Raw genomic sequence first — 26,478 nt, forward strand, 5'->3', positions numbered from 1 at the left:
GTTCCGTTCCCCCACTCACCCATGATGAGGTGCGTGTCCCCATGGCCCGTGCGAGGAAGTATTCGCTTTCCGCCGAGGTCGAGAGGGACGCAGTTCCGGAGGTTCCATGGCACCCCAATTCGTAGAGAATCGACCTCTCACCTATGCCTGGGACTTATTCGCCGAGGCGCGGGGGATCGAGACGTGGCGGCGGACGCTTGCGTTGGTGTTGCGGGCGTGGGGTGCGTCGGATGCCGCGGTGGATCTGGCGCGGATGGGGTTGAGTGAGTTGCTGGCGAACGTGGTGCGGCATGTCGGTGATCCGCACTGTCGTTTGTCGGTACTGCCGGACGGTGGGCGGGTGACCGTGCGGGTGGAGGACCGCTCGCCGTTCCTGCCGGTCGTCGTGGAACCGCGGTGGCGTGTTGACGGGGGTGCCGTACGCCGTCCCGGGTGACGGCAACGCGTGGGTGATCGGCGCGTGTTGGTTGTGGTGCGGGCACCGGGTCACGCTCGTCGTCCGCCTCGGGGTGGTGACCACCGCGACGCCGCCCGCCGAGGCGCCGTTGTACGGCTGCGGCCCGTGCGTCCAGCGTCTGCACGGCGCCGTCGCCGACTACGTCGAGACCGTCGCCCCTGGCCCCGGTGGGGACGGCCTGTACGCGCCGCCAGGCAGCCCGTTCCCCCACCGCCGGTGGTGGTGCCGTGGCCCCCGCTCGCTGCTGGGACGCCGCTGGCGGGCGCTGGTCGAGCAGGGCGAGGAGCCCGCCATACCGCCCGTCCACCAGGGAGTTGGGCACCGTGCGTCAGGAGAAGACATGAGACTCGTCCACCAGGCCATGACCGCCGGGATGCTCGGCGCGGCGGCGGGCGCGGTCGCCGCGCTCGTCCCGGCCGGGACGGCGCGGCGCGTGCTGGTCGCCGCCGACCGCCGCTGGTGGACGTTCTACCGGCGCGCACTCGTCGCCCTCGGCGAGGAACCCGACGGCTTCGACACCGCCGCACCCGCCCCGGTGGACGCCGCGATCTCCCCGCCCGACGAGATCCAGCTCGCCTTCCGCATCTTCAGCGACGACTGAACACCTCGACCCTGCGGGCCGGAAGCCCCGGCCCGCAGGGCCCGGCAGAAAGCCCCCACGTGCACCACCCCAGCGACTTACGCCCGCCCCACCCCCAGCACGCAGAACAGCAACAACCCTGGCCCGGCAGCCCCACCCTCCTCGCCCTCCTCATAGCCCTCACCCTCGCCGCCGCGCTGGGCACCCTCTGGCACCTGTCACACCCCGGCGCCCCCGGCGGTCCTGGGACGCGAAGGCAGGTGGTGGAACAGCAGGTTGAGGGAGATCGCGGTGACGCATCCGGCGCTGATGCCGCTGTTCATCACCGTCTGGAACCAGTCGGGGAACTCGGCGTAGATCTCCGGCACGCCCACCGGCAGCATCCCGACGCCCACCGAGACGGCGACGATCGCGAGGTTGTGGCCGTTCCCGAAGTCCACCTTGCCCAGGGTCCTGATGCCGCTGGCCGCGACCGTCCCGAACATGACGACCCCGGCCCCGCCCAGCACCGGCGCCGGGATGGCGGCGACCACCGCGCCCAGCTTCGGCAGCAGCCCGAGCACCACGAGGATGCCGCCCGCGACCGCGACGACCCACCGGCTCCGCACGCGCGTCATGCCGACGAGGCCGACGTTCTGCGCGAACGCGGTGTAAGGGAAGGTGTTGAACACGCCGCCGAGCAGCGTGGAGACGCCGTCGGCCCGCAGCCCGTCGGCCAGCCGCTCGGGTGTCACCTCGCGGCCGGTCAGCTCGCCGACCGCGATGAAGTCGCCCGTTGTCTCCGTCATGATGACGAGCCCGACGACCAACAGCGACAGGATCGCGCCGAGTTGGAACTCGGGCGCGCCGAAGTGGAACGGGGTGCTGATCCCGATCCAGTCCGCGTCGCCGACGCCGCCGAAGTCCGTGTGGCCGAGGGGTATCGCGACAAGGGTGCCGAGCACGATGCCCGCGAGGACGGCGATCCGCGCGACGAACGGCGGCGCGTACCGCTGGAGCAGGAGCACGCCGACGAGCACCCCGGCCGCGAGGGCGAGGTTGTCCGGGTCGCCGAAGTCCTCGGCGCCCACGCCGCCCGCCGACCACTCCCCCGCGACCGGCAGCAGGCTCAGCCCGATGATGAGGATGACGGTGCCGGTGACGAGCGGCGGGAAGAAGCGCAGCAGCCGTCCGAACAGCGGCGCGAGCAGGATGATCGCGAGCCCGGTGACGATGACGGCGCCGTAGATCGCGGGCAGGCCGCCGTCCTGGCCGATGAGGACCATCGGCGTGACGGCGGCGAACGTGCAGCCCTGCATGATGGGCAGCCGGACGCCGAACCGCCACCAGCCGACGCACTGGAGCAGTGTCGCGACGCCGCAGATCAGCAGGTCGGCGGTGATGAGGTAGGCGAGGTCGGCGGGCGAGAGGCCGAGCGACCCGCCGACGATGAGGGGGACGGCGACGGCCCCGGCGTACATGGCGAGCACGTGTTGCAGCCCGAACGCGGCGAGTTGGGCGGGCGGCAGGCGCTCATCGACGGGATGGACTCGGGCACGATCCGGCGCTTCGGTCATCGGGACTCCTCCGACGTCATGACGAACGTTGGGCGAGACCGTAGGCCGCTTACACATTTTGTTGATGTCGCGGGCGTTTCGCGCCCGTGTCGAGGTGTCCGGGCGACGGGGGCCGAGGCGGGGAGCGGCTAGCGGACGGGGCGGGGCGGCAGGGCGGCCTGCGCGTCGAAGTCCCGGCGAGCCGCCAGGATGCGCTGGGCGTGCTCCACGGACCACGCGCTGATGGCGCTGGTCAACTCCCCCGCCTCGACGCCGAGTTCGGTGAGCCCGTACTCCACGCGCGGGGGCACGGTCGGGTAGACCGTGCGGTGCACGAGGCCGTCGCGCTCCAGCGCGCGCAGGGTCTGCGTCAGCATCTTCTGCGTGATCCCGTCCAGCAGGCGCCGCAGTTCGCTGAACCGCAGCGGCCGGTCGTGGAGGCGCAGCGCCCCCAGGACGTACAGGACCCACTTGTTGGCCAGCGACTCGACCACGGTGCGCGAGGGGCAGTCGCGGCGGTACGTGGCGCCGCCGTCAGGGGCGGCCTGACCTGTATCGGTATCCATGAGGTACCTGGATATCACCGAGGTGCCTTCTTCACAACGGAAACCGTCGCCGCCGAGGATGGTGATCACGACCCGAGGAGCGTGTTCCCATGACCACCCGCATGCGTGCGATCAGTCAGCGTGGCTACGGCGGCCCCGACGTGCTGGAGGCCGTCGAGTCCGCCGTGCCGACGCCGGGCCCCGGCGAGGCGCTGGTGCGCGTCCACGCCGCCGGGGTGAACCCGGCGGACGGGAAGATGCGTTCGGGGCTGGTGCGCAGGGCAGGCGACCCGCCGTTCACGCTGGGGATCGACGTGTCGGGCGTGGTGGCGGCGGTCGGCGAGGGGACGGCGCGGTTCCGGCCGGGCGACGAGGTGTACGGCTGCGCGTTCCCGCCCCGGGGCTCCTACGCCGAGTACGCCGTCGCGCCCGTGGAGGCGCTGGCCGCCGTCCCGGCGGGCATGGACCACGTGGACGCGGCGGCGCTGCCGGTGGCGGCGCTCACCGCCTGGCGGGCGCTCGCGCGGGTCGCGGACGTCGGCGCCGGGCAGCGGGTGCTCGTCCACGCGGCGGCGGGCGGGCTCGGCCATCTCGCCGTGCAGATCGCCAAGGCGCGCGGCGCGTACGTCGTCGGCACGGCCCGGCGCGACGGGCACGCGTTCCTGCGCGGCCTGGGCGCCGACGAGCTGATCGACTACACGACGGCCGACTTCGCGGCGGCCGTGCGGGACATCGACGTGGTGCTCGACCCGATCAGCGACGCCTACGGGCCCCGGTCGCTGGACACCCTCGCGCCGGGCGGCCTCCTCGTGGACGTACGGGGCACCGGCCCCGACCGGACGGCCGTCAGGGAGCAGGCGGAGGCGCGCGGCCTGCGGTTCGCCGAGTCGGGGTTCACGCCGTCGGGCGCCGATCTGGAGGAGGTGACGGCCCTGGTGGAACGCGGGAGCCTGCGGGCCGCCGTCGCTCACGTCCTGCCGCTGGCGGAGGCGGCCAAGGCCCACGAGCTGAGCGAGACCGGCAGGGTGAAGGGCAAGATCGTCCTGGTGCCCTAACGTTCCGCCGGGCCGACTGTGGCCACGAGGGCGGTGACGCGTACCGGTTCGGCGAACCGGTCGCCTGGCGGCAGCGCCGCGCGCAGCCGGGCGGCGAACGCAGGGCGGTCCCCCGGGGCCGGGAGCGCGTCGGGCGGGAACGCCGACCAGAGGCCGCCGACGAGCCGGTCGAACGTCAGCAGGTCCTCGTACGCGTGCTCAAGGAGCGTGGCGGAGGCGAAGCCCGCGTCCGCGAACTCCCGCCGGTAGCGGGCGAGATCGGCGTCGTCCGTGCCGCAGGTGGCGCGCAGCTCGCGGCCGAAGTGGTCTTCGAGGAACGCACGCAGCGCCCGCGACCAGTCCGTCCCGTGCAGCCACAGCGGCGCGCCGCCCGACAGCACGGCGACGCCGCCGCCCGGCCGGGTCAGGGCGCGCAGGACGGGGAACAGCTCGGCGGGCCGCATCCAGTGCAGCGCCGTGCCGATGACGGTGGCGGCGAGCGGGCGCGGGCCGTCGAGCAGGGCGCCGAGCGCCGGGACGTCACGGTCAGCGCCGAGGACCCACGTCACGTTCGCCAGCCCCTGCCGCGCCCCTGCCTCCGCCGCGAGCCGCAGCATGGCGGGCTCCGGGTCCATGCCGATGACGGCCCGCGCCCTGTGGGCCATGGGCAGGGCCAACTGGCCGGTGCCGCAGCCGAGATCGAGCACGGTGCCGTCCACCGCCGAGAGGCCGAGCGCGGCGCCGACGCGGTCGAGCAGCGCCTCGGGGTAGCCGCGCCGGTAGGCGGCGTAGTAGGTGGCGACATCGCCGCCGAACGCGACCGTGCCGCCGGAACCGACCGCGCCGCCGCCCGTCATCCCAGCCCGCCCATCTCCCATATCAACACCTCGGTCTCCCCCCGCGCCTGGAGGGCGAGTTCACCGCCGTCCGTCAGCCGCACGGCGTCCCCCGGGGCGAGTTCGCCGCCGTCCGCGAGCCGCACGGCGCCCCGCAGCACATGCACGTACACACGCGGCGCGGCGGGCACGGCGGTCCGCGCCCCGTCGGGCAGACGCCGTACGTGCAGCTCGGCCGCCGTGCGCGGCAGGGCGTACGGGGTCCCGTCGGCGATGCCGCGCACGACCTCGTACTCCGGTGGCCCGCCGGGGTCGTCGGGGATCAGCCACATCTGGAGGAAGCGCAGCGGCACCGCGCCCGCGTTGCGTTCGCCGTGGACCGCGCCCGCCCCGGCGGTGAGGCGCTGGACGTCGCCTGGCCGCACGACGGTGGCGCGCCCTTCGCCGTCCTCGTGCGTCAGCTCGCCCTCAAGCACCCACGTGACGATCTCCAGGTCGCGGTGCGGGTGGGGCGCGAACCCGGCGCCAGGGGCGAGGAGTTCCTCGTTGCACGCGGTCAGCGGGCCGAAGCGGATGTTCGCGGGATCGTAGAAACCGGCGAAGGAGAACGCGTGCCGGGTGTCGATCCCGGCGGACGGCTCGCCGCCCCGGTAGCGCTCGCCCGCCCGCGTCACCTGAAGCATGGGCCCCACCGTACCGACCGGCGCCCGCCGCGTCCCGGACACGCCGTACACGCCCGTACGCCCGTGGCGAAGCCGTGCGCGGCGCGGGGAGGGAGCGGCGCGCGGGGCACGGAATCCGTACGGTTCCCGCCCGGGGTCACCCCCGCCGGGTATGGGTCGCGGAGAAATGAGGCAGGCTGGTCCCGTGTCCGATGCCGATGAGAAGGAAGCGCACGCCGCGACCGTGCGCCGTCTTGAGCAGTCCTCCGGGAAGCTCGCCGCCGCCGCTATCGCGCGTATGGACGAGCAGTTGTCCTGGTATCGCGCGATGCCGCCGGAGAACCGCTCGTGGATCGGGCTGGTCGCGCAGGCCGGTATCGCCGCGTTCACCGAGTGGTACCGCCACCCGGGGATGCCGCAGGCGATCAGCACCGACGTGTTCGGCACGGCGCCGCGCGAGCTGACGCGGGCCATCACGCTGCGGCAGACCGTGGAGATGGTGCGCACGACCATCGAGGTCGTCGAGTCGGCGGTGGACGAGCTGGCGCCGCCCGGGGGCGAGGTGGCGCTCGGCAACGCGCTGCTGGTGTACGCGCGGGAGATCGCGTTCGCGACCGCGCAGGTGTACGCGCAGGCCGCCGAGGCGCGCGGTGCGTGGGACGCGCGCCTCGAATCGCTGGTCGTGAACGCGGTGGTGTCGGGCGAGGCGGACGAGAGCGACCTGTCGCGCGCGGCGGCCCTCGGCTGGAGTTCGCCCGACCATGTGACCGTCGTCCTCGGGAACGCGCCGAACGGCGACAGCGAGCTGACGGTGGAGGCGATCCGCCGGGCGGCCCGCTACGCGAAGTTGCAGGTGCTGACCGGTGTGCTGGGCAAACGCCTGGTGGTGATCGCCGGGGGCAGCGACGACCCGGTGCAGGCGGCCAAGGCGCTGATCGGCCCGTTCGCGTCGGGCCCGGTCGTGGCGGGGCCCGTGGTGAACGACCTGTTGCAGGCGACGCGGTCGGCGCAGGCCGCGGCGGCGGGGCTGCGGGCGTGCGCCGCGTGGCCGGACGCGCCGCGCCCCGTACTGGCGGACGATTTGCTGCCGGAGCGCGCGATGGCGGGCGACCCGGCCGCGCGGACGCTGCTGGTGGAGGAGATCTACAGACCGCTCCAGGAGGCGGGCTCGGCGCTGCTGGAGACGCTGAGTGTCTATCTGGAGCAGGCGAGCAGCCTGGAGGGGGCGGCGCGGATGTTGTTCGTCCACCCCAACACCGTGCGCTACCGCCTCAGGCGTGTGACGGACGTCACCGGCTGGCCACCCTCCGACGTCAGGTCGGCCTTCACTCTCCGCGTCGCGCTCATGCTGGGGCGACTGGCCGACGAGACGCATCCGGCATGACGTTTGTTCGAGGTCTACAAATCCCTTGACCGTTCTTGGTTCTCGTCGCCACCGGCGGTGCACCCCATGGCCGGGAGAGAGTGAGAGCGTGCTCGTACTCGTCGCTCCCGGCCAGGGTTCCCAGACGCCTGGCTTCCTCAGTCCCTGGCTCGAACTCCCCGGTGTCACCGACCGGCTGCGCGCCTGGTCGGACATCGCGGGCATCGACCTCGTCCACTACGGCACGGCGGCGGACGCGGACGCGATCCGTGACACCGCCGTCGCCCAGCCGCTGCTGGTGGCCGGTGCGCTGCTGTCGGCGCACGCGCTGCTCGGCGACGGTTTCGCCGCCGCGTCCAGGCTCGGCGCCGTCGCCGGGCACAGTGTCGGCGAGCTGCCCGCGGCGGCCGTCGCGGGGGTGCTGACCGAGGCCGGGACGATGGCGCTGGTCCGCAGCCGCTCGACCGCCATGGCGGAGGCCGCGGCCGTCACGGAGACCGGGATGTCGGCCGTGCTCGGCGGCGACCCGGACGAGGTGGCGGCGAAGCTGGAGCAGCACGGCCTCACCCCGGCGAACAACAACGGCGGCGGCCAGATAGTCGCGGCGGGCACGCTGGAGCAGCTGGCCGCGCTGGCGGCCGACAAGCCGGAGAGCGCCCGCGTCATACCGCTCAAGGTGGCGGGCGCGTTCCACACGCACCACATGGCCTCCGCCGTGAAGGCCATGGAGGCCACCGCCCAGGACGTCACCGTCGCCGACCCGGGCGTGCCGTTCGTCTCCAACGCCGACGGCCAGGTCGTCGGCGACGGCCGGGAGGTCGTACGCCGCCTGGTCACGCAGGTGTCGAGCCCGGTCCGCTGGGACCTGTGCACCGAGACGTTCCGCGGGCTCGGCGTGACGGCGCTGATCGAGCTGTGCCCCGGCGGCACGCTCGCCGGACTGGCCAAGCGCAACCTGAAGGGTGTCGCGCAGCTGGCCGTCAAGTCCCCGGATCAACTGGACGCGGCCCGCGAGCTGCTCGCGGAGCACGCCGCGGACACCGCCGAATAGGAGTGGGAATGTCCGCCAAACTGAAGCCGAGCCGCGGCGCTCCCCACGCCCGGATCATGGGCGTGGGCGGCTACCGGCCGGTCCGTGTGGTGCCCAACGAGGAGATCCTCAAGCACATCGACTCCTCGGACGAGTGGATCCGTTCCCGCTCGGGCATCGTGACGCGGCACTGGGCAGGCGAGGACGAGACCGTCGCCGAGATGGCGCTCGCGGCCTCGGGCAAGGCCATCGCCGACGCGGGGATCACCGCGGAGCAGGTGGACGCGGTGGTCATCTCGACCGTGTCGCACTTCATGCAGACGCCGTCGGTCGCCACCGAGATCGCGCACCGGCTCGGCGCGGGGAAGCCCGCCGCCTTCGACATCTCGGCCGCCTGCGCCGGTTTCGGCTACGGCCTGACCGTGGGCAAGGGCCTGGTCGTCGAGGGCAGCGCGACGCACGTGCTGGTCGTGGGCGTCGAGCGGCTGTCCGACCTGACCGACAAGGAGGACCGCTCCACGGCCTTCCTGTTCGGTGACGGCGCGGGCGCGGTCGTGCTGGGCCCGTCCGAGGTACCGGCGATGGGCCCGACGGTGTGGGGTTCCGAGGGCGACAAGGCGCAGGTCATCGCGCAGACGGTGCCCTGGGACCGGTTCGCGCTCGGCGACGTCGCAGAACTGCCGGTGGACTCGCAGGGCAACGTCAAGTTCCCTGCGCTGCGCCAGGAGGGGCAGACCGTCTTCCGCTGGGCCGTCTTCGAGATGGCGAAGGTCGCGCAGCGGGCGCTGGACGCGGCCGGGATCACGGCGGACGAGCTGGACGTCTTCATACCGCATCAGGCCAACATGCGGATCATCGACTCGATGGTGAAGACGCTCGGGCTGCCCGCCCACGTCGCGGTCGCCCGCGACATCGAGACGACGGGCAACACGTCGGCCGCCTCCATCCCGCTCGCGATGGAGCGGATGCTGGAGACCGGACAGGCGAAGAGCGGCGACACCGCACTCGTCATCGGCTTCGGGGCGGGTCTGGTGTACGCCGCCACGGTCGTTACCCTCCCCTAAGCAGATCCGCGCCCCCGCGGATCACCACACAACGCGGTACCCCACCGCAACACAGAAGGAGCGCCGCAATGGCTGTCAGCAGGGAAGAGATCCTTGAGGGTCTCGCCGAGATCGTCAACGAGATCGCCGGTATCCCGAACGACGAGGTGACCGAGGAGAAGTCGTTCACCGACGACCTGGACGTGGACTCGCTGTCCATGGTCGAGGTGGTCGTCGCCGCCGAGGAGCGCTTCGGCGTCAAGATCCCGGACGACGACGTCAAGGGTCTGAAGACCGTCGGCGACGCGGTCGGCTACATCACCGACCACCAGAGCTGAGTGGTCTCCCCGTCACGGCCTGTCCGTGACGGCTCGCACGCAAGCGCTGTCGTCACCCGCGTGGGGTGACGCTGCGATCAACCCCGACTAGCGGAGAACGAATTACCGTGAACGCGACCAATCGAACGGTGGTTGTCACCGGTGTCGGCGCCACCACACCGCTGGGTGGCGACAGCGCGACGACGTGGGAGGGCATGGTCGCCGGTCGGTCCGGCGTGGGTGTCCTGACGGAGGAGTGGGCGCAGGAGCTCCCGGTGAAGATCGCGGCGCGTGTCGCGGTCGAGCCGCTGGAGCGGCTGCCGAAGCCGGTGGCGCGCAAGCTGGACCGCTCGGCCCAGTTCGCCCTGCTGGCGACCCGGGAGGCGTGGGCGGACGCCGGTTTCACGGCGCGGGCGGGCGACGACGCCGCCGCCGACCCGACGCGGGTGGGCGCCGTGGTGGCCTCGGGCATCGGCGGCGTGACGACGCTGCTCGACCAGTACGACGTGCTGAAGGAGAAGGGCGCGCGCCGGGTCTCCCCGCACACCGTGCCCATGCTCATGCCGAACAGCCCGGCGGCCAACGTCGGCCTGGAGATCAACGCGCAGGCGGGCGCCCACGCGCCGGTCAGCGCGTGCGCCTCGGGCGCCGAGGCGGTCGGCTACGCGGTCGAGATGATCCGTACGGGCCGCGCGGACGTCGTGGTGGCGGGCGGCACGGAGGCGGCGATCCATCCGCTGCCGATCGCCGCGTTCGCCAACATGATGGCGCTGTCGAAGAACAACGACGACCCGCAGGGCGCCTCGCGCCCTTACGACAAGGGACGTGACGGCTTCGTCCTCGGCGAGGGCGCCGGGGTCGTCGTGCTGGAGTCCGCCGAGCACGCGGCGCGGCGCGGGGCGCGGGTGTACTGCGAGATCCTGGGGCAGGGCCTGTCCGGGGACGCGCACCACATCGCGCAGCCCGAGCCGACCGGCCGCGGCATCGCGACGGCGCTCCAGAACCTGCTGGACTCCAGCGACCTGAAGCCGGAGCAGGTCGTCCACCTGAACGCGCACGCGACGTCCACCCCGCAGGGTGACGTGGCGGAGGTCAAGGCGCTGCGCCGCGTGCTGGGCGAGGAGCTGGACCATGTGGCGATCTCGGCCACCAAGTCGATGACGGGTCACCTGCTCGGTGGCGCGGGCGGCATCGAGACGGTGGCCACCGTCCTCGCGCTGCACCACCGGCTGGCGCCGCCCACGATCAACCTGGACGAGCTGGACCCCGAGGTGGACGCCGACGTCGTCAGGGGCGAGGCCCGGGTGCTGCCGAGCGGCACGATCGCGGCGATCAACAACTCGTTCGGCTTCGGCGGCCACAACGTGGTGCTGGCCATGCGGACGGTCTGACCGTCCCCGAGACTGCGGACGGCCCCTCCCCCCGCTGCGCGCCCAGCGGGAAGGAGTGGGCCGTCCGCGCCTTTTCCGCTACCCGCGCGGCCCCGGGGGCATGCCTGCCACGCCCCCGGGGCCGCGGCGTGTCACGGGCAGCGGACGACCTGGCCCGCCCAGGAGAGGCCGCCGCCGAACGCGAAGAGCAGCACGGGCGCCCCGGCCGGGATCGCGCGGCGTTCGACCAGCTTGGCGAGCGCGAGCGGCACGGAGGCGGCCGACGTGTTGCCCGACTCGGTGACGTCGGTGGCGACGACGGCGTCCGGCGCGCCGATCTGGCGGGCCAGGGACTCGATGATGCGCAGGTTCGCCTGGTGGGTGACGATGCCGCCGAGCGCGGCCGGGGCGATCCCGGCGCGCTCGCAGGCGGCGCGGGCGACGGGGGCGAGTTCGGTGGTGGCCCAGCGGAAGACGGCCTGGCCCTGCTGGGTGAAGCGCGGGTGCCAGTCGTCGTTCAGGAGCACGGTGTCCTTGCGCGTGGGGTCGGAGCCCCAGACGACGGGGCCGATGCCGTCGCCGTCGCCCGCCTCCCCCGCGTCGTCGCCGCCGATGACGGCCGCGCCCGCGCCGTCGCCGAGGAGGATGCAGCTGGCGCGGTCGGTCCAGTCGGTGACGTCCGACATCTTCTCGGCGCCGACGACGAGCGCGTGCCGGGCGGCGCCCGCGCGGACCGTGTGGTCGGCGGTGGCGAGCGCGGTGGTGAACCCGGCGCAGGCGTTGTTGAGGTCGAACGTGACGGCGGAGGGGATGCCGAGCCGCCCGGCGACCTGCGCGGCGACGGACGGCACGCGGTCCATGGCGCTGCATGTCGCGACCGTGACGAGGCCGATGTCGGCGGGGTCGAGCCCGGAGGAGGCGAGGGCCTTCCCGGCGGCCCCGGCGGCGAGGTCGGTGACGGTCTCCTCGCGCGCGATGCGCCGGGTGACGATGCCGGTGCGCTGCCGGATCCACGCGTCGTCGGTCTCGACCATGGCGGCGAGGTCGTCGTTGGTCAGCACGTGCGCGGGCTGGTGGTGGCCCAGGGCCAGGATGCGCGTCATGCGCCGCACTATAGCGACCGAACGATCGGTCGGTATAGCGGGGCCGCCTTATAGTGGGCGCATGAGTCCGCGCCGCTCGGCCGCCGAAGCCCTCCGCACCCGTGACCGGATCATCGACCGCAGCGTGGACCTCGCGTCGCTCGAAGGGCTCGAAGGGCTGACGATCGGGCGGCTCGCGTCCGACCTCGGCCTCAGCAAGTCAGGGCTGCTCGGCCACTTCGGCACCAAGGAGGCGCTCCAGATCGCCGCGCTGCGCCGCGCGGCCGAGATCTTCAACGCGGAGATCTGGGCGCCCGCGGAACCGGCCGCGCCAGGGCTGCCGCGGCTGCGCGCGGTGTGCGCCGCCTGGATCTCCTACCTGGAGCGCGAGGTCTTCCCCGGCGGCTGCCTGTTCGTCAGCGCGACGTTCGAGTACGACGGCCGCGCCGGGGCCGTCCACGCGCTGATGAAGCGGCAGTTCCACGCCTGGGACGGACGGCTGACCGCCGAGATCCGCGCGGCCGTCCGCGCCGGGGACCTCCCGGCCGACACCGACCCGGCGCAGCTCGTCTTCGAGCTGTACGGCGTGATGATGAGCCTCAACCACACGATCCAGCTCAACGGCGACCGGTCGGCCGCCGTGCGCGCCCGCCGCGCCATCGACCGGCTCCTGGCCGGGTGACCCCGCGCCGGTAGGCGCACCACGGCAGGAAGAGCTGGACGACGGGCCCGACCGCCAGCGCGTACAGCAGCGTCCCGGGCCCCACTCCCCCGCCGAGCAGCCAGCCCACGGCCAGCACGGCGACCTCAAGTCCCGTCCGTACCCGCCGCACCGACCACCCCATCACGGCGGACAGCCCGGTCATCAGCCCGTCACGCGGCCCGGGGCCGCAGCGCGCGCCGACGTAGACGGCGACCGCCAGCCCGTTCAGCAGCACCCCGCCCACCAGCAGGGCGCAGCGCGCGGGCAGCCCGAAGTCCCGCGGCAGCAGGGCGAGTCCGAGGTCGGAGGCGAACGCGAGCACGGCGACGTTCGCCACCGTCCCGAACCTCGGCCGCTGCCGCAGCGGCACCCACAGCAGCAGCACGAGCACCCCGACGACCGCGCTGATCGCGCCGAAGCTCAACGGCGTACGGCGGGTCAGCCCGTCGTAGAGGACGCTCCACGGGTTGGCGCCGAGCGACGCGCGCACCAGCAGCGCGAGGCTGAGGCCGTACAGCGCCAGGCCCGCGAACAGCTGCGGCAGCCGCCGGAGCGGGCGCTCGCCGAGGCGCACGTACCCCAGGCCCGCCACCGTCGTCCGCCCCACAGCCGCCTCCCCACCGTCCCGCGACCCGACCAGGCCACTTCCGGCAGTCTGTAGAGTGATCGGCCCGCGATACCCGGCCAATCAGGTGGAGGTGGCATGGCCGCACGGACCGGTGGCACGCTGGGCGCCCGGCAGCTCGCCGCCCTGCTGGCCGACGCGGCGGACGCGCGGCCCGCGTACCGTTCCCTCGCACGGGCGACCGGCGCGCTCATCCTCGACGGACGGATCGCCCTGCACGTCCGCCTGCCGGCCGAACGCGACCTGGCCACCGCCCTCGCCACCAGCAGGGCCACCGTCACCGCCATGTACGACCTGCTGCGCGAGGGCGGCTTCGCGTACAGCCGCCGGGGCGCCGGGACATGGACCGACCTGCCAGGCGACCACGCCCCGCGCGGCGTCACCCGGCTGCTCGGCGCCCCCGACACCGCCATCGACCTGGCACGGGCCGCGCCAGAACTGCCCGAACGCGCCCTCACCGCCGCGCTCGCCCGCGTCGCGCCCCTGCTGGCCGAGCACGCCCACACCCCCGGCTACCACCCCTACGGCCTCCCCGGGCTGCGCGCCGCGCTCGCCGAACGGTTCACCCGACGCGGCCTCGCCACGCTGCCCGACCAGATCCTCGTCACCTCGGGCGCCCAGCACGCGCTGTCGCTCGTCCTCGGGCTGCTCGCCCGGCCGGGCGACCGCGCGCTGACGGAGAACCCGTCCTACCCGAACGCCCTGGACGCCCTGCGCCGCGCCCGGCTGCGCCTCGTCCCGGTGCCCGTCGCCGACGACGGCTGGGACGTGGGGATCACCGAGGCGACGTTCCGGCAGGCCGTGCCGTCGCTGGCCTACCTCGTCCCCGACTTCCAGAACCCGACCGGCCACCTCATGCCGGACGAGCACCGCGCCCGCCTCCTGCGGGCCGCCGCGCGCTGCGGCAGCTGGCTGGTGATCGACGAGACGCTGACGGACCTCGCGCTCGACGTGCCGCCCCCGGCGCCGTTCGCCTCGCACGCCGCGCCGGGCGCGACCGGCCAGGTGGTCACGGTCGGCTCGATGAGCAAGACGCACTGGGCGGGCCTGCGCGTCGGCTGGCTGCGGGCGCCCGCGCGGCTGGTCACGGAGCTGGCCGGGCAGCGCGTCGCCACCGACATGGGCGGCCCCGTGCTCGACCAGCTGCTCGCCCTCGACCTGCTCTCCGGCACGGACGCCCTGCTGCCGCCCCGGCTGGAGCGGACGCGCGAGCGGCGCGCCGCGCTGGCGGGGGCGCTGGCCGAGCACCTGCCGCACTGGAGCTGGCGCCTGCCGCCCGGCGGGCTGTCGCTGTGGGTGGACCTGGGCGAGCCCGTCTCCTCGGCGCTGGCGGAACGCGCCGGGGAGTACGGGGTGCGGATCGAGGGCGGCGCGTACTTCGGCGCCGACCCCGGCGTCTTCGAACAGCGGCTGCGCGTCCCGTACACGCTGCCGCCCGACACGCTGCGGGAGGCCGTACGGCGGCTGGCCGCCGCGCTCGCCGAAGGCCCGGGGCCGCGCCCCGCCGCGCGGGGGCCGCGCTGGATCGCGTGACCTGTGATGTGTGACGCCTGGGGCGGCTGTTTCTCGGGGTCGGCGGTGGGGGATCGCTCCGGGGATCTTCCTGGCCGGTTCCGGGATCTTCCCCGAGGCGCCGGGGTGCCGGGCGCGCCTAGCGTGCCCGGCATGTCAACAACGCGCTACGTCAAAGTACTTGCGGCCTGCGCGGCGGCGCTCGCCGTCACCGCGTCGGCCGTCACCACCGCCACGGCCACCGCGGGCGACCGCGACCCGCTGGCCCGCTTCCACGGCCAGGACCTCGACTGGCACGCCTGCGCCCTCGGCGAGGACGACGAACTCGGCACCGCCCTGGACGCCGCGGGCGCCGACTGCGCCGACGTCACCGTGCCGCTCGACTACGCCGACCCCGACGGCCGTACCCTCACCGTCGCCCTCTCCCGGCTGAAGGCCACCGACACGGCCCACCGCGTCGGCCCGCTGCTGTTCAACGACGGCGGCCCGGCCGGTCCTAGCCTCCACATGCCGCTGACCAAGGCGGAGGTGCTGGGGGACGTCGCCGACCGCTTCGACCTGATCGGCATGGACCCGCGCTTCGTCGGCCGCAGCACGCCGCTCGACTGCGGCTGGGACCACGGCTCCGCCTTCATGCGCTCCGCGGGCTCCGACCTGGCGGCGTACCGCACGGAGGTCGCCGCCGCGCGCGACATGGCCGAGCGCTGCGAGCGCGCGCACGGCGACGTCCTGCCGTACGTCACCACCCGCAACACGGCGCGCGACATGGACGTCATCCGCGCCGCGCTCGGCGCCGACACCCTCTCCTACCTGGGCTACTCCTACGGCGGCTACCTCGGCCAGGTCTACAGCCAGCTCTTCCCCGGCCGCACCGACCGCATGGTGCTCGACAGTGCCAACCCCCCGGAGCGCTACCGGCCCAACCTGCTGCGCGGCGCCGAGGCGGCCAACGACGCGGCGCTGCGCGCGTGGGCGTCCTGGACGGCCGCACGGCACGGCACGTACGGCTTGGGCGCCACGCGCCAGCGGGTCCTCGCGACGGTGGAGCGCATCGCCGACGCCGCGGCCGAGGAGCCCCTGCGGATCGGCGACACGTACACGCTGGACGAGCACGTCCTGCCCGCCCTCCTCGTCGGCGGCCTCGCCAGCGACCTCGACGCGCGGCGCGCCGACCTGGCCGCGACCGTACGCGTGCTGGCGCGGGCCGCGGACCGGGAGCCGGTCGAGCCGTCGGAAGCGCTCGCCGGGCAGCTGGAGTTCCTGCTGACCGGCGCGGGCTCCGGCCCGTCCAGCCGGATGGCCGCGATCCTGTGCGGCGACGTGGCGGAGCGGCAGGGCGTCGCGAGCTACTGGCGCGCGGTCGAGGCGTCGCGCGCGCGGTCCCCCCTCACCGGGCCGATGGCGGAGAACATCACGCCGTGCGAGTTCTGGGAGCGGCCCGCCGAGGCGCCGACCGTGATCGACAACGACGTGCCCGCCCTGCTCGTCTCCGCCACCGGCGACCCGCGCACCCTCTACTCCGGCGCGCTGGCGCTGCGCGAGCAGTGGCCGAGCGCGCGGCTGCTCACCGTGACGGGCGCCCGTCAGCACGGCCTGTACGGCGAGTACGGCAACGCCTGCGTGGACGGGCGCGTCAACGCCTACCTGCGCACGGGGCGGCTCCCCGCGCACGACCCGGCCTGCCGCGCGTAGCCCCGGCGGGTCAGGACTTCGGCCCGTCGAAGCTCGCGTAGTAGGTCGCCGCGATGTCCTCGCCGCCGTGGCCCTGTTCCGCGGCGCGGCGGAAGCGGTCGGCGCCGCCGCGCGCGAGGTCGAGCCGCACCCCGGCGGCCTCGGCGGCGGCGACGATGAGCCGGCTGTCCTTCGCGGCGGTGTCCACCTGGAAGCTGGGCGTCAGGTCGCCCGACAGCATGGCGGCCGACTTGGTCCGCAGGTAGGCGACGTCCATCGGGCCGCCGTCCACCGCGTCGAGGAAGAGGTGCGGGTCGAGGCCGAAGCCCTCGGCGAGGGTCAGCGCCTCGGCCGCGCCGTGCGTGAGGGCGAAGATCCAGCTGTTGCAGACCAGTTTGAGCCGGGACGCCGCGCCTGGCTCCGTCCCGGCCCAGACCGTACGGGCGCCCAGCACGTCGAGGACGGGGGCCAGGCGCGCGCGGACCGCCTCGGGGGCCGCGGCGAGGATGACGAGCTTCCCGTCCTCGGCGGGCTGCCGGGTGCCGAGCACCGGCGCGTCCACGAAGGTGAGGCCCTGCTCGCGGGCGAACGCGGCGAGCGGTTCGAGCCCGTCAGGGCCGGTCGTGGTGCTCTGCATCCACACCGCCCCTGACGGGAACGCCCCGGCGGCCTGCCGGACGGCGGCGAGGGTCGCGTCGCCGTCGTAGAGCATGGTGAGGACGACGTCCGCGCCCGCGACGGCCTCGGCCGGGCTGTCGGCGACGGCGGCGCCCGCCTCGGCCAGCGGCTCGGCCTTGGCGCGGGTGCGGTTCCAGACGTGGACGTCGTGCCCGGCGCGGCAGAGGTTGCGGGCCATCGCGGCGCCCATGATGCCGGTGCCGAGGACGCTGACGGAGAGCTGTGGTGTCATGGCCGCACGCTAGAGGCTCAGACCACCTGGTGCAGCCAGCGGACCGGCGCGCCCTCACCGGCGTGCCGGAACGGCTCCAGCTCGTCGTCCCACGGCTTGCCGAGGAGGCGGGCGACCTCGGCGTGCAGGTCGCTCTCGCCGCGCGCCGAGCGGGCGGCGGCGGCCCGCAGCCGGTCCTCGGGGATCATGATGTCGCCGTGGATGCCGGTGACGGCGTGGTAGATGCCGAGCTGCGGGGTGCAGCTGTAGCGCTCGCCCTCGGCGGTCGGGCAGGGCTCGGCGGTGACCTCGAAGCGCAGCAGGTGCCAGCCGCGCAGCGCGGAGGCGAGCTTGGAGGCGGTGGCGCTCTCGCCCTGCCAGGACAGTTCGGCGCGCCACGTGCCCGGCGAGGCGGGCTGGCGCGTCCAGTCGAGCCCGACGCGGGCGCCGAGGACACCGGCGACGGCCCATTCGATGTGCGGACACAGCGCGCGGGGGGCGGAGTGCACAAACAGAACACCACGTGTCGTCACCGGGACCTCCACTTTCGCGTACCTGCGCCCGTCATCGCCTCACCAGCGCCGCGGCGGCCCCCGGAGCGCCCCCCGTGCTCCCGGAATACCGCGCGACCACATCCACACCATTGCCGCTTTTATGGCTTTTTCGGTCGAAATGGACAGTCGGTGACGTGGAGTCATCTTTTACTCTTGTCCGAGACACCCGCCACGCATCGCCCAGCGCGTCCGTCACTGCAAGGACCCAAGCTACCCCCCGGCGGCACACCCGCCGCCCCGCCGTCACCGGTTCGCCGCCCTCACCACGACTCCGAGGTACCCGTATGCAGGTCAGCCGCCGCCCGCACGCCGTCACCCTGGCCGTCGTCGCGGCCCTGACGCTGGCCGCCTGCACGGCCTCGGGCGAGGGGACGCCCTCGGGCGGACGGTCGCCCGACGAGGCCGCCAGGCAGGGCCCCGTGTGGGACACGCGCCCGGACTCGGTGGCCGCCGTGGGCGACTCGATCACCCGCGCGTTCGACGCCTGCACCGTCCTGTCCGACTGCCCCGAGGTGTCCTGGGCGACCGGCACCGACGCAGGGGTCGCCAGCCTGGCGAGCCAACTGCTCGACGGCGACGAGGCCGCGCTCACCACCCGGACGTGGAACCTCGCGGAGACCGGCGCGCGGGCCGCCGACCTCCCCGCCCAGGTCCGCGAGGCGGTGGCGCACGACCCCGCGCTCGTCACCGTCCTGATCGGCGCCAACGACGCCTGCGCCGCCGACCTGGACGGCATGACGCCGACCGCCGACTTCCGGGCCGACCTGGAGCGGTCGATGGAGATCGTCAGGGAGGAGCTGCCCGACACCCAGGTGTACATGTCGAGCGTCCCCGACCTGCTGCGCCTGTGGAGCGAGGGCAACGGCTCGACGATGGCACGGGCCGTGTGGCGGCTGGCCGACATCTGCCCGTCGATGCTGGCGGCCGACGGGGAGGACGAGGTCGCGGCGACCGAGCGGCGCGACGAGGTACGGGACCGGGTGCGGGAGTACAACACGGTGCTCGAAGAGGTCTGTGCGGCCGACGACCTGTGCCGCTACGACGGGGGCGCCGTCTTCGACTACCCGTTCACGCCCGACCACCTGAGCGACTGGGACTGGTTCCACCCCAGCCGCGAGGGGCAGTCGGAGCTGGCGGCGCTGGCCTACGCGCAGGTCACCGCCGAGTGACCCGGGCGGGGGCGCCGCGCCCCCGCGGGATCACCGGAAGGGTGGACAAGGACAGCGGCGCGGGGGCGTCCCCAGGTCAGGGGGCGCCTCGGGGCGGCGGACACGGGGGCGCTACGGTCGGACCACCGCGCGTGACGTACCCCCCGTCGCCCCGCCTCCCGCGTCGTCCCCCGAAGGAGCAGCGCCCCATGTCCACGACCCCCGACGGCCCCGGCAGCGCGCCACGGCGCGAGGTGTTCGGCACACTGGCCGACGGCACCGAGGTGCACCGCTGGACCCTGGAGCGCGGCGGCACGCTGCTGCGGGTGCTGAGCTACGGCGGCATCGTGCAGACGCTGGAACGCCCCGACCGCGCGGGGCAGTCGGCCAACGTGTCGCTCGGCTTCGACGACCTGGAGCCGTACACGACGGTCTCGCCCTACTTCGGCGCGCTCATCGGCCGCTACGCCAACCGGGTGGCGGGGGGCAGCTTCACGCTCGACGGCGACAAGCACCGGCTGCCGGTCAACGACGGGCCGAACACCCTGCACGGCGGCGACGGCTTCCACCGCCGCGTCTGGGACGTCGAACCGGCCGGTGAGCACGGGCTCACGCTGCGGCTGACCAGCCAGGACGGCGACCAGGGCTTCCCCGGGACGCTGCGCGTGCGCGTCGAGTACCGGCTCGGCCCCGAGGGCGAGCTGCGCATCGACTACCGCGCCACCACCGACGCGCCGACCGTCGTCAACCTGACGAGCCATGTCTACTTCCACCTCGGCGGCGAGGGCGGCGGCAGTGTCGCCGACCACCGCCTCGGGCTGGCCGCGGCGCACTACACGCCGGTGGACGGGACGCTGATCCCGACCGGCGAGGTCGCCCCCGTCGCGGGCACGCCGTTCGACTTCCGCCGCGCCAAGCCCCTCGGCCGCGACCTGCGCGCGGGCCACCCCCAACTGCTGCGCGCCCAGGGCTACGACCACAACCTCGTGCTCGACAAGGGCGTCACGGCGGCGCCCGAGCACGCGGCGACGCTCTACGACCCGGGCTCGGGCCGCGTCCTGACCGTCGCCACGACGGAACCGGCCCTCCAGCTCTACAGCGGCAACTCCCTGGACGGCACGCTGACCGGCCCCTCGGGCCGCGCCTACCGGCAGGGCGACGCGCTGTGCCTGGAGACGCAGCACTTCCCCGACTCCCCGAACCACCCGGCGTTCCCGAGCACGGTGCTGCGCCCCGGCGAGACGTACTCCTCGGCGACGGTGTACGCCTTCGCCGTGCGCTGACCCCGCGCGCCCCCGCCTCCGGCCTTGTTGCATAGAATGTGCAACAACAAACAGAGCGCAGGAGGCGGGCGCGTATGGGTGGCGCTGTGGTGCTCGGCATCGAGTCGTCGTGCGACGAGACGGGCGCAGGGCTGGTCAGGGACGGCCGCCTGCTCGGGCAGGCCGTCGCCAGCAGCATGGCGGAGCACGTCAGGTTCGGCGGCGTCGTCCCCGAGATCGCGGCCCGCGCGCACGTCCAGGCGATGACGCCCGTGGTGGACCGCGCCCTGGCCGACGCGGGCCTGAGCCTGCGGGACGTCGGGGCCGTCGCCGTCACGGCGGGGCCCGGCCTGGCGGGCGCGCTGCACGTCGGGGTGTCGGCGGCCAAGGCGCTGGCGTACGCGCTGGACGTGCCGCTGTACGGGGTGCACCACCTCGCCGGGCACGTGGCGGCCGACACGCTGGAGCACGGGCCGCTGCCCGACCCGTGCGTGGTGCTGATCGTCTCGGGCGGGCACACGTCGCTGCTGCTCGTACGCGACCTGGCGCGCGACCGTATCGACCACCTCGGCGACACGCTGGACGACGCGGCGGGCGAGTGCTTCGACAAGGTGGCCCGCGTCCTCGGGCTGCCCTACCCCGGCGGACCGGCCATCGACCTGGCCGCGCGCGGCGGCGATCCGGCGGCGGTCGCGTTCCCCAGGCCACTGACGGGCGGCGGCAGCGGCGGTGGCGGCGAGGCGGCGCACACGTACGCCTTCTCCTTCTCGGGGCTGAAGACCGCCGCCGCGCGCTGGGCAGAACGGCACCACGCCACGGGCACGCCGCTCCCGCTGGCCGACGGCGCCGCCGCGATCCAGGAGGCCGTGGCCGACGTGCTGACGCGCAAGGCCGTCGCCGCCTGCCGCGCGCACGGCGTGGGGACGCTCGTCGTCGTGGGCGGTGTCGCGGCCAACTCGCGGGTGCGCGCCCTGGCCGCGGCGCGCTGCGCGGCGGCGGGGATCGCCCTGCGCGTGCCGCCGCCGTCGCTGTGCACCGACAACGGCGCGATGATCGCCGCCGTCGGCGACCTCCTGGTACGGGCGGGGGAACCGCCCGCGCCCGACCCGCTGGCCGTCACCGTCGATCCCTCGGCGCCCCTCGAACGGGCCGCGCTCCACCCGGCCCCGGCCGCCGCCATGGGAAGGTCCGTCTGACCGTGCTCACCGCGTCGAGGAGGTCGGGCGCACGACGCGGCACGGCTCGTTCTTCCAGATGAACGGCAACTTCTCCTTCGGCGACCGCGCACCACGCGGACGACGAGGCGGCCGAGTTGTGGCGGCGGATCGCCGGGCTGCTGCCGGAGCGGATCGTGCGCCGGGGCGACGAGGGCCACTTCTGGTCGATGGGCGTGCCGGGGCCCTGCGGCCGTGCTCCGAGCTGTAACTACGACCGGGGCCGGCGTTCGGCCCCGAGGGCGGCCCGGCCGTGGACGAGGACAGGTTCATGGAGTTCTGGAACCTCGTCTTCATGGAGTACGAGCGCGGCGAAGGCGCGGGCAGGACCGGCTTCCCGATCCTCGGCGACCTGCCACGCCGCAGCATCGACACCGGCATGGGCGCCGAACGCATGGCCATGCTGGACACGACCGTCGCCGAGGTACGGCGCGCGGGCGGCACGACGCTGCCGGGCGCGCGGGCGTTCCTGCTGCACGACACGTACGGCTTCCCCGTCGATCTCACGCTGGAGATGGCCGCGGAACAGGGCGTCGGCGGCCGAGGGGCGGAGCGTCACGGTGGTGCTCGACCGCACGCCGTTCCACGCCGAGTCGGGCGGCCAGGACAGCGACGCCGGGCGGCTCACGGCGGCGTCGGCCGAGGCCGAGGTGCTGGACGTGCAGCGCCCGCTGCCCGGCCTGGTCACCCATCAGGTGCGCGTGCTCGCCGGGGAGCTGGCGCCTGGCGACGAGGTCACGGCCGCCGTTGACCCCGAGTGGCGGCTCGGCGCGCGGCAGGCCCACTCGGGCACGCACGTCCTGCACGCCGCCGTACGCCAGGTGCTCGGCCCGGCCGCCCTCCAGCCCGGCGCGTACAACCGGCCCGGCTACCTGCGGCTCGACCTCCCGTGGCGCGGCGCGCTGTCGGCCGCCACCAGGCAGGAGGGCGAGGTGCGGCGGATGCCGCTGGCGGAGGCGCGGCGGATCGGGGCGCTGGCGCTTTTCGGCGAGACGTACGGCGAGGACGTGCGGGTCGTGGAGATCGGCGGCGCGTGGTCGCGGGAGCTGTGCGGCGGCACGCATGTCGCGCACGCGTCGCAGATCGGCGTCGTCGCGCTGACCGGCGAGTCGTCGGTCGGGGCCGGGCTGCGGCGGCTGGAGGCGGCGACGGGCTTCGAGGGCTTCGCCTACCTCGCGCGCGCAGGTACGGGCGCCGCGCGCCGAACTGGCCGAGCGCGTCGGGGCGCTGCTCGAACGGCTGAAGGAGGCCGACCGCAGGGCCGTGCGCCTCGCCGGGCGGGCGACGGCGGCGCGGGCCCGTGAACTGGCCGCCGCCGCGCGGCCGGTGGGCGGCGTGCTGCTGGTGACGGCGGTGGAGAACGTGGGGGCGGCCGGGGCGCGCCCGCTGGCCGAGGCCGTGCTCGGGCGGCTGCCTGGGCACGAGCCCGGCGTGGTCGCGGTCGGCGCGCACGACGGGCGGCGGGCGACGGTCGTGGCGGCGGGAACGCGGGCGTGGCGCAGGGCGGCGGCCTGCCCGTGTCCGGGCTGGACGCCGCCCTCGCCTCGCTGCCTGGCCTGCTCGGCGGGCGGCGCTGACCCCGGGTTGGGTCAGCCGTGCCCGCCGCAGCACGGATGCGGGTCGGGGATCTCGAAGGGCACGTACCGGCCGCCGCGCGCGGGCATGAGCCGCAGCAGCAGCCCGTCGCCCTCCCACTGCGGCCTGACGTGGTCGCGGGTGTCGAGGAACGCCTCGGGGTCGGGGACGCCGCCGCCCAGGACCTCGGCGCGGTCCACGGCGGTGGTCGCGTACAGGTCGGCCAGGGTGAGGCTGCCCGTCAGCGTGTCGGAGCCGGGGAAGACGACCGCCCTGCCCGCCGTGCGGCGCGCCGCGTCGGTGAGCCACGGCGCGTCGGTGACGACCGTCAGGCCCTCCTCGGCCGCCGCCCCGGCCAGACGGCCGGGGACGGCGCCGGGGAGCACCAGGGCCAGGGCGACGCCCGGGTCCGGGTCGCGCACCAGGTGCGTCGAGGCGTACGCGCCGACCGGCAGCGGGAGGTGCCCCGCCAGCCGGTGCAGCAGGTGGTCGGCCCGCTGGAGGGTGGTGATCCCGCCGGTGAGGCCGACGGCGGTCACTCGGTGACGACCCAGATCGGGTTGGAGTAGAACCACAGGTCGAGCCACGGGTCGGCGTCGCCGAGGACGTCGAGCGCGGGACCCGCCGGGTCCACGGCGGCGCCGTTCAGGCCCGGCTGGCTGCGCTTGCCGTCGGTGCCGCGCAGGCGGACGTAACCGGGGCGGTCCACGCGGCCGAGGCGGTGGGTGAGGCGCAGGACGCCCTGCTCCTTGTCCACCTCCCAGGACTTCGCGACCTTGGTCTCCGGGGCGTGGAACGTGTCACGGTCGCGGGCGCGGCCGGTGACGAGGCCGCGGATGACGTCCACGCGGGCCAGCTTGGGCACGAACTGCGCGGCGTTCGGGAAGGAGGTCAGCGCTATCTCGATGCTCAGCTCGACCTGCGAACCGCGGCGGACGTGGAGCGTGCCGCCCAGCGTCGCGGAGCGGCTGCCGGAGCGCAGCTCGGCCTTCAGGCCGGAGATCAGCCCGCCGTGGTCCACCCAGACGCGGCCTTCGCGGATGCCCTGCATGACGGCGGCGTAGGAGAAGCCGTAGGCGCCGACGTGCGTGCGGCTGTACTGGCCGGGCCAGAAGTCGCCCGCGGTCAGGTTCAGGCCGCTGCCCCGGTAGACCGGGGCGCCGTGGAAGCCGTCGCGGTCGAAGTTCGTGTCGTCGGGACGGTCCGAGGTGTCGGCGTAGTTGACGTGCGAGTCGGAGTTGGCGGTGATCCACCAGGGCTTGCCCTCGGACAGCAGGCTGTCCCACAGGCCGCCGACGGTCGCCGTCATCCAGTCGAAGCCGCCCCAGGTGCGGTAGCTCTCGGCCGGGTAGCCGGGGAAGGAGTTGGCGCCCGGGCTGCCGCTGTAGAAGCCACGGCCGCTCCCGGCGCCGTGCGGGGCGGGGATACCGGCGGCCTGGTGCCCCGGCGCGCCCTCGAAGCCGACGGCGATGCTCGGCTGCGCGTCGCGCCAGCCCCGGATCTCGTGCGGGGAGTCCACGCCCTGGCGCGCCGGGTGGTTGGCGAGCATGAGGGCGTCCTTGACCTTGCGGCGCTGGACCTGGCGGGCGAGGAAGTTCAGGCCGGAGATGGCCAGCGCCTCGTTGGCCGGGGTGTTCGCCGAGGCGTTCATGACGCTGCCGTCGTAACCGGCCTCGAACTGCTTGAGGACCTCGACCTCGTTGTCGCCCGGGTGGACGAAGACGGTGCCGTGCTCGGCGGCCGGGATGTTCCACTCAAGGCCCTGGAAGACCAGGGTGTCCTTGTAGGTGTCCCGCGCCCGCTTGATGTCGGGGTTGACCTTCTCGACGCCGATGCGGTTGTGCGTGACGCTGCCGTGGTCGGTGATGACCATCCAGTCGAGGCCGTAGCGGGCGCCGTTGCCGACCTGGTCCACGACGCGGTACTGGCCGTCGGGGCTGTACTGCGTGTGGATGTGGTGGTCGCCCGCGAGCCACTGGAGACGGTTGCCGCCGCCACCGTTGCCCCGGCCGTGCGCGGAGGCCGCGCCCGCGCCCGTTCCGGCGAGGACGCCCGCGCCCGCGACACCGGCGCCCAGCAGACCGGCGCGGCGCAGCATGCCGCGGCGGGACAGCTGGTCGGGCGTCAGCTCGCTGTCGGGCACGGAGGTGTCGAAGGCCGCGGGCAGCGGGCCGGTGTCGTGGTCGTGGCTGTGACCGTGGTCGTGGCCGTGCGGGTGCTCGTGGTCGTGGCCGTGCGGGTGCTCGTGGTCGTGGTCGTGGTGGTGGTGTCCGTGCCCCATGGCGCGCTCCCAGTGGTTCATGGCTGTACTTCTGCCGCACGCACTCTGTTCGCGCCGTGTGAACGCCAGGTGTTGCCCACCGGTCGGGGAGCCACCGATCGCCTGTCCGGATTCCGGCCCCGCTGGCCGGAAATGACCCGAGGGTCCGGTCAGAGGCCCACGACCATCTTCCCGGTGTTCTCGCCGCGCAGCATGCCGAGGAAGGCGTCCACGGCCCGGTCGATGCCCTCACGCCGCGTCTCGTGGCTCACCAGCGCGCCGGAGCGCAGCCAGCCGCCGACCTCCTCGACGAACGTGGGCCGCAGCGCGAGGTGGTCGAGGACGAGCATGCCTTCGAGGCGCAGCCGCTTGCCGATGACCTGGGAGAGGTTGCGCGGCGCCGCCGGGGGCTCGGTGGCGTTGTAGTGGGCGATCATGCCGCAGATGACGGCGCGTCCGTGGACCGTCAGGGCGCCGATGGCGGCCTCCAGGTGGTCGCCGCCGACGTTGTCGAAGTAGAGGTCGATGCCGTCAGGGGCGGCCTGGGCGAGCTGTTCCGCCACCGGCCCGTTGCGGTAGTTGAACGCGGCGTCGAAACCGTACTCGTCCAGCAGCACCCGCACCTTGTCGTCCGAGCCCGCGCTGCCGATGACGCGTGCGGCGCCCTTGAGGCGGGCGATCTGCCCGGCCTGGCTGCCGACCGCCCCGGCCGCGCCTGAGATGAAGACGCGGTCGCCCCGGCGCAGCCCGCCGGTCTCCAGCAGCCCGGCGTAGGCGGTGAGGCCGGTCGTGCCGAGGACGCCGAGGTAGGAGCTGAGCGGCACGCCGTCCGCGGCGGCGACCTTCGTGGCCTGCCGGGCGGGCAGGGTCGCGTGCTCGCGCCAGCCGAACTGGTGCAGCACGTGGTCGCCCGGGGCGAAGTCGGGGTCCTCCGAGGTGACGACCTCGCCGACCGCGCCGCCGTACATCGGCTCGTCGAGCCGGAACGGCGGGGCGTAGGACTTCACGTCGTTCATCCGGCCGCGCATGGCCGGATCGACGGACATGACGACGTTCCTGACGAGCAGTTCGCCGGGGCCCGGGGGCTGGACGGGGATCTCGCGCAGGGCGAAGTTCTCCGGCGCCGGCCAGCCGTGCGGGCGGGAGACGAGATGCCAGGCACGGGTGGTGGCGGGCGGGGTGGCGGTCATGGCGTGCCTCCGGCTGGGGTC

Annotated in this window: 26 protein-coding genes and 1 pseudogene; 16 read left to right on the forward strand and 11 right to left on the reverse strand. The window is 74.4% G+C overall.

All coding sequences use genetic code 11. From position 1 onward, the window contains the following. The first annotated feature begins 106 nt into the window (after positions 1-106). Positions 107-436: an ATP-binding protein gene (locus tag IF27_RS26065; protein ID WP_052852231.1), complete on the forward strand. Its 330-nt coding sequence runs from the start codon at positions 107-109 to the stop codon at positions 434-436. After that, positions 402-1,058: a hypothetical protein gene (locus IF27_RS26070; protein ID WP_190233110.1), complete on the forward strand. Its 657-nt coding sequence runs from the start codon at positions 402-404 to the stop codon at positions 1,056-1,058. Before IF27_RS26065 ends, IF27_RS26070 begins: the two co-directional genes overlap by 35 nt. Positions 1,059-1,255: 197 nt before the next feature. Here IF27_RS26070 and IF27_RS26075 read toward each other — a convergent pair whose 3' ends face one another. Further along, entirely contained in the window at positions 1,256-2,593 is a 1,338-nt protein-coding gene (locus IF27_RS26075; protein ID WP_052852233.1) for a nucleobase:cation symporter-2 family protein, read from the reverse strand. A 128-nt stretch (positions 2,594-2,721) separates the two neighbouring features. Then, positions 2,722-3,138 (reverse strand): winged helix-turn-helix transcriptional regulator, encoded by a 417-nt coding sequence (locus tag IF27_RS26080; RefSeq protein ID WP_052852234.1) that lies wholly within the window; start codon positions 3,136-3,138, stop codon positions 2,722-2,724. Between the two features lie 89 nt (positions 3,139-3,227). Between IF27_RS26080 and IF27_RS26085 the strand changes: the two genes are divergently transcribed. Then, entirely contained in the window at positions 3,228-4,172 is a 945-nt protein-coding gene (locus IF27_RS26085) for an NADP-dependent oxidoreductase (RefSeq protein WP_052852235.1), read from the forward strand. Here IF27_RS26085 and IF27_RS26090 read toward each other — a convergent pair. Both IF27_RS26090 and IF27_RS26095 read right to left on the reverse strand, forming a co-directional pair. Then, positions 4,169-5,029 (reverse strand): class I SAM-dependent methyltransferase, encoded by an 861-nt coding sequence (locus tag IF27_RS26090; RefSeq protein WP_223291221.1) that lies wholly within the window; start codon positions 5,027-5,029, stop codon positions 4,169-4,171. The two genes, IF27_RS26085 and IF27_RS26090, sit on opposite strands and share 4 nt — an antisense overlap. After that, positions 5,005-5,670, reverse strand: coding sequence for a pirin family protein (locus IF27_RS26095; RefSeq protein ID WP_052852237.1), 666 nt, complete (start codon positions 5,668-5,670; stop codon positions 5,005-5,007). The genes IF27_RS26090 and IF27_RS26095 overlap by 25 nt, the downstream gene beginning before the upstream one ends. Positions 5,671-5,836: 166 nt before the next feature. On the opposite strand from IF27_RS26095, the gene IF27_RS26100 reads away from it, so the two are divergent. From IF27_RS26100 to fabF, 5 genes are all read left to right on the forward strand, one after another. Next, positions 5,837-7,033 carry a PucR family transcriptional regulator gene (locus IF27_RS26100; RefSeq protein WP_052852238.1) on the forward strand — a complete coding sequence of 399 codons (1,197 nt, stop codon included), beginning with the start codon at positions 5,837-5,839 and terminating at the stop codon, positions 7,031-7,033. 88 nt (positions 7,034-7,121) lie between these two features. After that, the gene (locus IF27_RS26105) at positions 7,122-8,063 is read left to right on the forward strand and encodes an ACP S-malonyltransferase (RefSeq protein WP_052852239.1); all 942 of its coding nucleotides are present in this window, start codon (positions 7,122-7,124) and stop codon (positions 8,061-8,063) included. An 8-nt stretch (positions 8,064-8,071) separates the two neighbouring features. After that, positions 8,072-9,106, forward strand: coding sequence for a ketoacyl-ACP synthase III (locus tag IF27_RS26110; protein WP_052852240.1), 1,035 nt, complete (start codon positions 8,072-8,074; stop codon positions 9,104-9,106). Positions 9,107-9,174: 68 nt separating this feature from the next. Further along, complete coding sequence (locus tag IF27_RS26115; RefSeq protein ID WP_052852241.1) at positions 9,175-9,423, forward strand: acyl carrier protein; 249 nt, start codon at positions 9,175-9,177, stop codon at positions 9,421-9,423. Positions 9,424-9,530: 107 nt separating this feature from the next. Continuing rightward, the gene (gene fabF, locus IF27_RS26120; RefSeq protein WP_052852242.1) at positions 9,531-10,793 is read left to right on the forward strand and encodes a beta-ketoacyl-ACP synthase II; all 1,263 of its coding nucleotides are present in this window, start codon (positions 9,531-9,533) and stop codon (positions 10,791-10,793) included. Between the two features lie 131 nt (positions 10,794-10,924). Here the strand turns inward: fabF and IF27_RS26125 are convergent, their stop codons facing one another. Then, complete coding sequence (locus IF27_RS26125) at positions 10,925-11,875, reverse strand: beta-ketoacyl-ACP synthase III (protein WP_052852243.1); 951 nt, start codon at positions 11,873-11,875, stop codon at positions 10,925-10,927. A 61-nt stretch (positions 11,876-11,936) separates the two neighbouring features. Between IF27_RS26125 and IF27_RS26130 the strand changes: the two genes are divergently transcribed. Next, a complete protein-coding gene (locus tag IF27_RS26130; RefSeq protein ID WP_052852244.1) occupies positions 11,937-12,536 on the forward strand; it encodes a TetR/AcrR family transcriptional regulator in 600 nt (199 codons plus the stop codon). On the opposite strand, the gene yczE is transcribed toward IF27_RS26130, so the two are convergent. Continuing rightward, a complete protein-coding gene (gene yczE / locus IF27_RS26135; RefSeq protein WP_223291223.1) occupies positions 12,472-13,164 on the reverse strand; it encodes a membrane protein YczE in 693 nt (230 codons plus the stop codon). The two genes, IF27_RS26130 and yczE, sit on opposite strands and share 65 nt — an antisense overlap. Before the next feature lie 96 nt (positions 13,165-13,260). On the opposite strand from yczE, the gene yczR reads away from it, so the two are divergent. Continuing rightward, a complete protein-coding gene (yczR, locus tag IF27_RS26140; RefSeq protein ID WP_052852245.1) occupies positions 13,261-14,715 on the forward strand; it encodes a MocR-like transcription factor YczR in 1,455 nt (484 codons plus the stop codon). Between the two features lie 132 nt (positions 14,716-14,847). Then, positions 14,848-16,386: an alpha/beta hydrolase gene (locus IF27_RS26145; RefSeq protein ID WP_052852246.1), complete on the forward strand. Its 1,539-nt coding sequence runs from the start codon at positions 14,848-14,850 to the stop codon at positions 16,384-16,386. 10 nt (positions 16,387-16,396) lie between these two features. Here IF27_RS26145 and IF27_RS26150 read toward each other — a convergent pair whose 3' ends face one another. Further along, positions 16,397-17,275, reverse strand: coding sequence for an NAD(P)-dependent oxidoreductase (locus tag IF27_RS26150; protein WP_052852247.1), 879 nt, complete (start codon positions 17,273-17,275; stop codon positions 16,397-16,399). A 17-nt stretch (positions 17,276-17,292) separates the two neighbouring features. Next, positions 17,293-17,787 (reverse strand): DUF3145 domain-containing protein, encoded by a 495-nt coding sequence (locus IF27_RS26155; RefSeq protein ID WP_052852397.1) that lies wholly within the window; start codon positions 17,785-17,787, stop codon positions 17,293-17,295. 305 nt (positions 17,788-18,092) lie between these two features. On the opposite strand from IF27_RS26155, the gene IF27_RS26160 reads away from it, so the two are divergent. The 5 genes and pseudogenes from IF27_RS26160 (at position 18,093) to IF27_RS31675 (ending at position 22,736) form a co-directional block, all read left to right on the forward strand. After that, positions 18,093-18,977: an SGNH/GDSL hydrolase family protein gene (locus IF27_RS26160; RefSeq protein WP_052852248.1), complete on the forward strand. Its 885-nt coding sequence runs from the start codon at positions 18,093-18,095 to the stop codon at positions 18,975-18,977. Positions 18,978-19,165: 188 nt separating this feature from the next. Next, positions 19,166-20,239, forward strand: a complete 1,074-nt coding sequence (locus tag IF27_RS26165) for an aldose epimerase family protein (protein WP_052852249.1) — start codon at positions 19,166-19,168, stop codon at positions 20,237-20,239. Positions 20,240-20,313: 74 nt separating this feature from the next. Further along, positions 20,314-21,414: a tRNA (adenosine(37)-N6)-threonylcarbamoyltransferase complex transferase subunit TsaD gene (tsaD, locus tag IF27_RS26170; protein WP_052852250.1), complete on the forward strand. Its 1,101-nt coding sequence runs from the start codon at positions 20,314-20,316 to the stop codon at positions 21,412-21,414. A 116-nt stretch (positions 21,415-21,530) separates the two neighbouring features. After that, a pseudogene (locus IF27_RS32100) lies at positions 21,531-21,905 on the forward strand (alanine--tRNA ligase-related protein); the annotation flags it as partial. A gap of 90 nt (positions 21,906-21,995) precedes the next feature. Further along, the gene (locus IF27_RS31675; protein ID WP_223291224.1) at positions 21,996-22,736 is read left to right on the forward strand and encodes an alanine--tRNA ligase-related protein; all 741 of its coding nucleotides are present in this window, start codon (positions 21,996-21,998) and stop codon (positions 22,734-22,736) included. 285 nt (positions 22,737-23,021) lie between these two features. On the opposite strand, the gene IF27_RS26185 is transcribed toward IF27_RS31675, so the two are convergent. The 3 genes from IF27_RS26185 to IF27_RS26195 all read right to left on the reverse strand — a co-directional run bounded on the left by IF27_RS26185 (position 23,022) and on the right by IF27_RS26195 (position 26,457). Further along, the gene (locus tag IF27_RS26185; protein ID WP_223291225.1) at positions 23,022-23,546 is read right to left on the reverse strand and encodes a hypothetical protein; all 525 of its coding nucleotides are present in this window, start codon (positions 23,544-23,546) and stop codon (positions 23,022-23,024) included. Further along, positions 23,543-25,288: a PHP domain-containing protein gene (locus IF27_RS26190; protein WP_052852253.1), complete on the reverse strand. Its 1,746-nt coding sequence runs from the start codon at positions 25,286-25,288 to the stop codon at positions 23,543-23,545. The genes IF27_RS26185 and IF27_RS26190 overlap by 4 nt, the downstream gene beginning before the upstream one ends. Positions 25,289-25,437: 149 nt before the next feature. Beyond that, entirely contained in the window at positions 25,438-26,457 is a 1,020-nt protein-coding gene (locus IF27_RS26195; RefSeq protein WP_052852254.1) for an NADP-dependent oxidoreductase, read from the reverse strand. Positions 26,458-26,478: the final 21 nt, after the last annotated feature.

Origin of the sequence: Streptomyces avicenniae, from assembly GCF_000719135.1 — a bacterium.
Taxonomy (GTDB): Bacteria; Actinomycetota; Actinomycetes; order Streptomycetales; family Streptomycetaceae; genus Streptomyces; species Streptomyces avicenniae.

What these genes read in the sequence shown, in the direction of transcription:
- IF27_RS26160 (WP_052852248.1), top strand. Translation starts at nt 18,093, where the DNA reads ATGCAGGTCAGCCGCCGCCCGCACGCCGTCACCCTGGCCGTCGTCGCG.
- IF27_RS26130 (WP_052852244.1), top strand. Translation starts at nt 11,937, where the DNA reads ATGAGTCCGCGCCGCTCGGCCGCCGAAGCCCTCCGCACCCGTGACCGG.
- IF27_RS26115 (WP_052852241.1), top strand. Translation starts at nt 9,175, where the DNA reads ATGGCTGTCAGCAGGGAAGAGATCCTTGAGGGTCTCGCCGAGATCGTC.
- IF27_RS26080 (WP_052852234.1), bottom strand. Translation starts at nt 3,138, where the DNA reads ATGGATACCGATACAGGTCAGGCCGCCCCTGACGGCGGCGCCACGTAC.
- IF27_RS26125 (WP_052852243.1), bottom strand. Translation starts at nt 11,875, where the DNA reads ATGACGCGCATCCTGGCCCTGGGCCACCACCAGCCCGCGCACGTGCTG.
- IF27_RS26165 (WP_052852249.1), top strand. Translation starts at nt 19,166, where the DNA reads ATGTCCACGACCCCCGACGGCCCCGGCAGCGCGCCACGGCGCGAGGTG.
- yczR (WP_052852245.1), top strand. Translation starts at nt 13,261, where the DNA reads ATGGCCGCACGGACCGGTGGCACGCTGGGCGCCCGGCAGCTCGCCGCC.
- IF27_RS26150 (WP_052852247.1), bottom strand. Translation starts at nt 17,275, where the DNA reads ATGACACCACAGCTCTCCGTCAGCGTCCTCGGCACCGGCATCATGGGC.
- IF27_RS26090 (WP_223291221.1), bottom strand. Translation starts at nt 5,029, where the DNA reads ATGGGAGATGGGCGGGCTGGGATGACGGGCGGCGGCGCGGTCGGTTCC.
- IF27_RS26145 (WP_052852246.1), top strand. Translation starts at nt 14,848, where the DNA reads ATGTCAACAACGCGCTACGTCAAAGTACTTGCGGCCTGCGCGGCGGCG.
- IF27_RS26195 (WP_052852254.1), bottom strand. Translation starts at nt 26,457, where the DNA reads ATGACCGCCACCCCGCCCGCCACCACCCGTGCCTGGCATCTCGTCTCC.
- IF27_RS26065 (WP_052852231.1), top strand. Translation starts at nt 107, where the DNA reads ATGGCACCCCAATTCGTAGAGAATCGACCTCTCACCTATGCCTGGGAC.
- IF27_RS26110 (WP_052852240.1), top strand. Translation starts at nt 8,072, where the DNA reads ATGTCCGCCAAACTGAAGCCGAGCCGCGGCGCTCCCCACGCCCGGATC.
- tsaD (WP_052852250.1), top strand. Translation starts at nt 20,314, where the DNA reads ATGGGTGGCGCTGTGGTGCTCGGCATCGAGTCGTCGTGCGACGAGACG.
- IF27_RS26085 (WP_052852235.1), top strand. Translation starts at nt 3,228, where the DNA reads ATGACCACCCGCATGCGTGCGATCAGTCAGCGTGGCTACGGCGGCCCC.
- IF27_RS26075 (WP_052852233.1), bottom strand. Translation starts at nt 2,593, where the DNA reads ATGACCGAAGCGCCGGATCGTGCCCGAGTCCATCCCGTCGATGAGCGC.
- IF27_RS26100 (WP_052852238.1), top strand. Translation starts at nt 5,837, where the DNA reads ATGAGGCAGGCTGGTCCCGTGTCCGATGCCGATGAGAAGGAAGCGCAC.
- IF27_RS26095 (WP_052852237.1), bottom strand. Translation starts at nt 5,670, where the DNA reads ATGCTTCAGGTGACGCGGGCGGGCGAGCGCTACCGGGGCGGCGAGCCG.
- IF27_RS26190 (WP_052852253.1), bottom strand. Translation starts at nt 25,288, where the DNA reads ATGGGGCACGGACACCACCACCACGACCACGACCACGAGCACCCGCAC.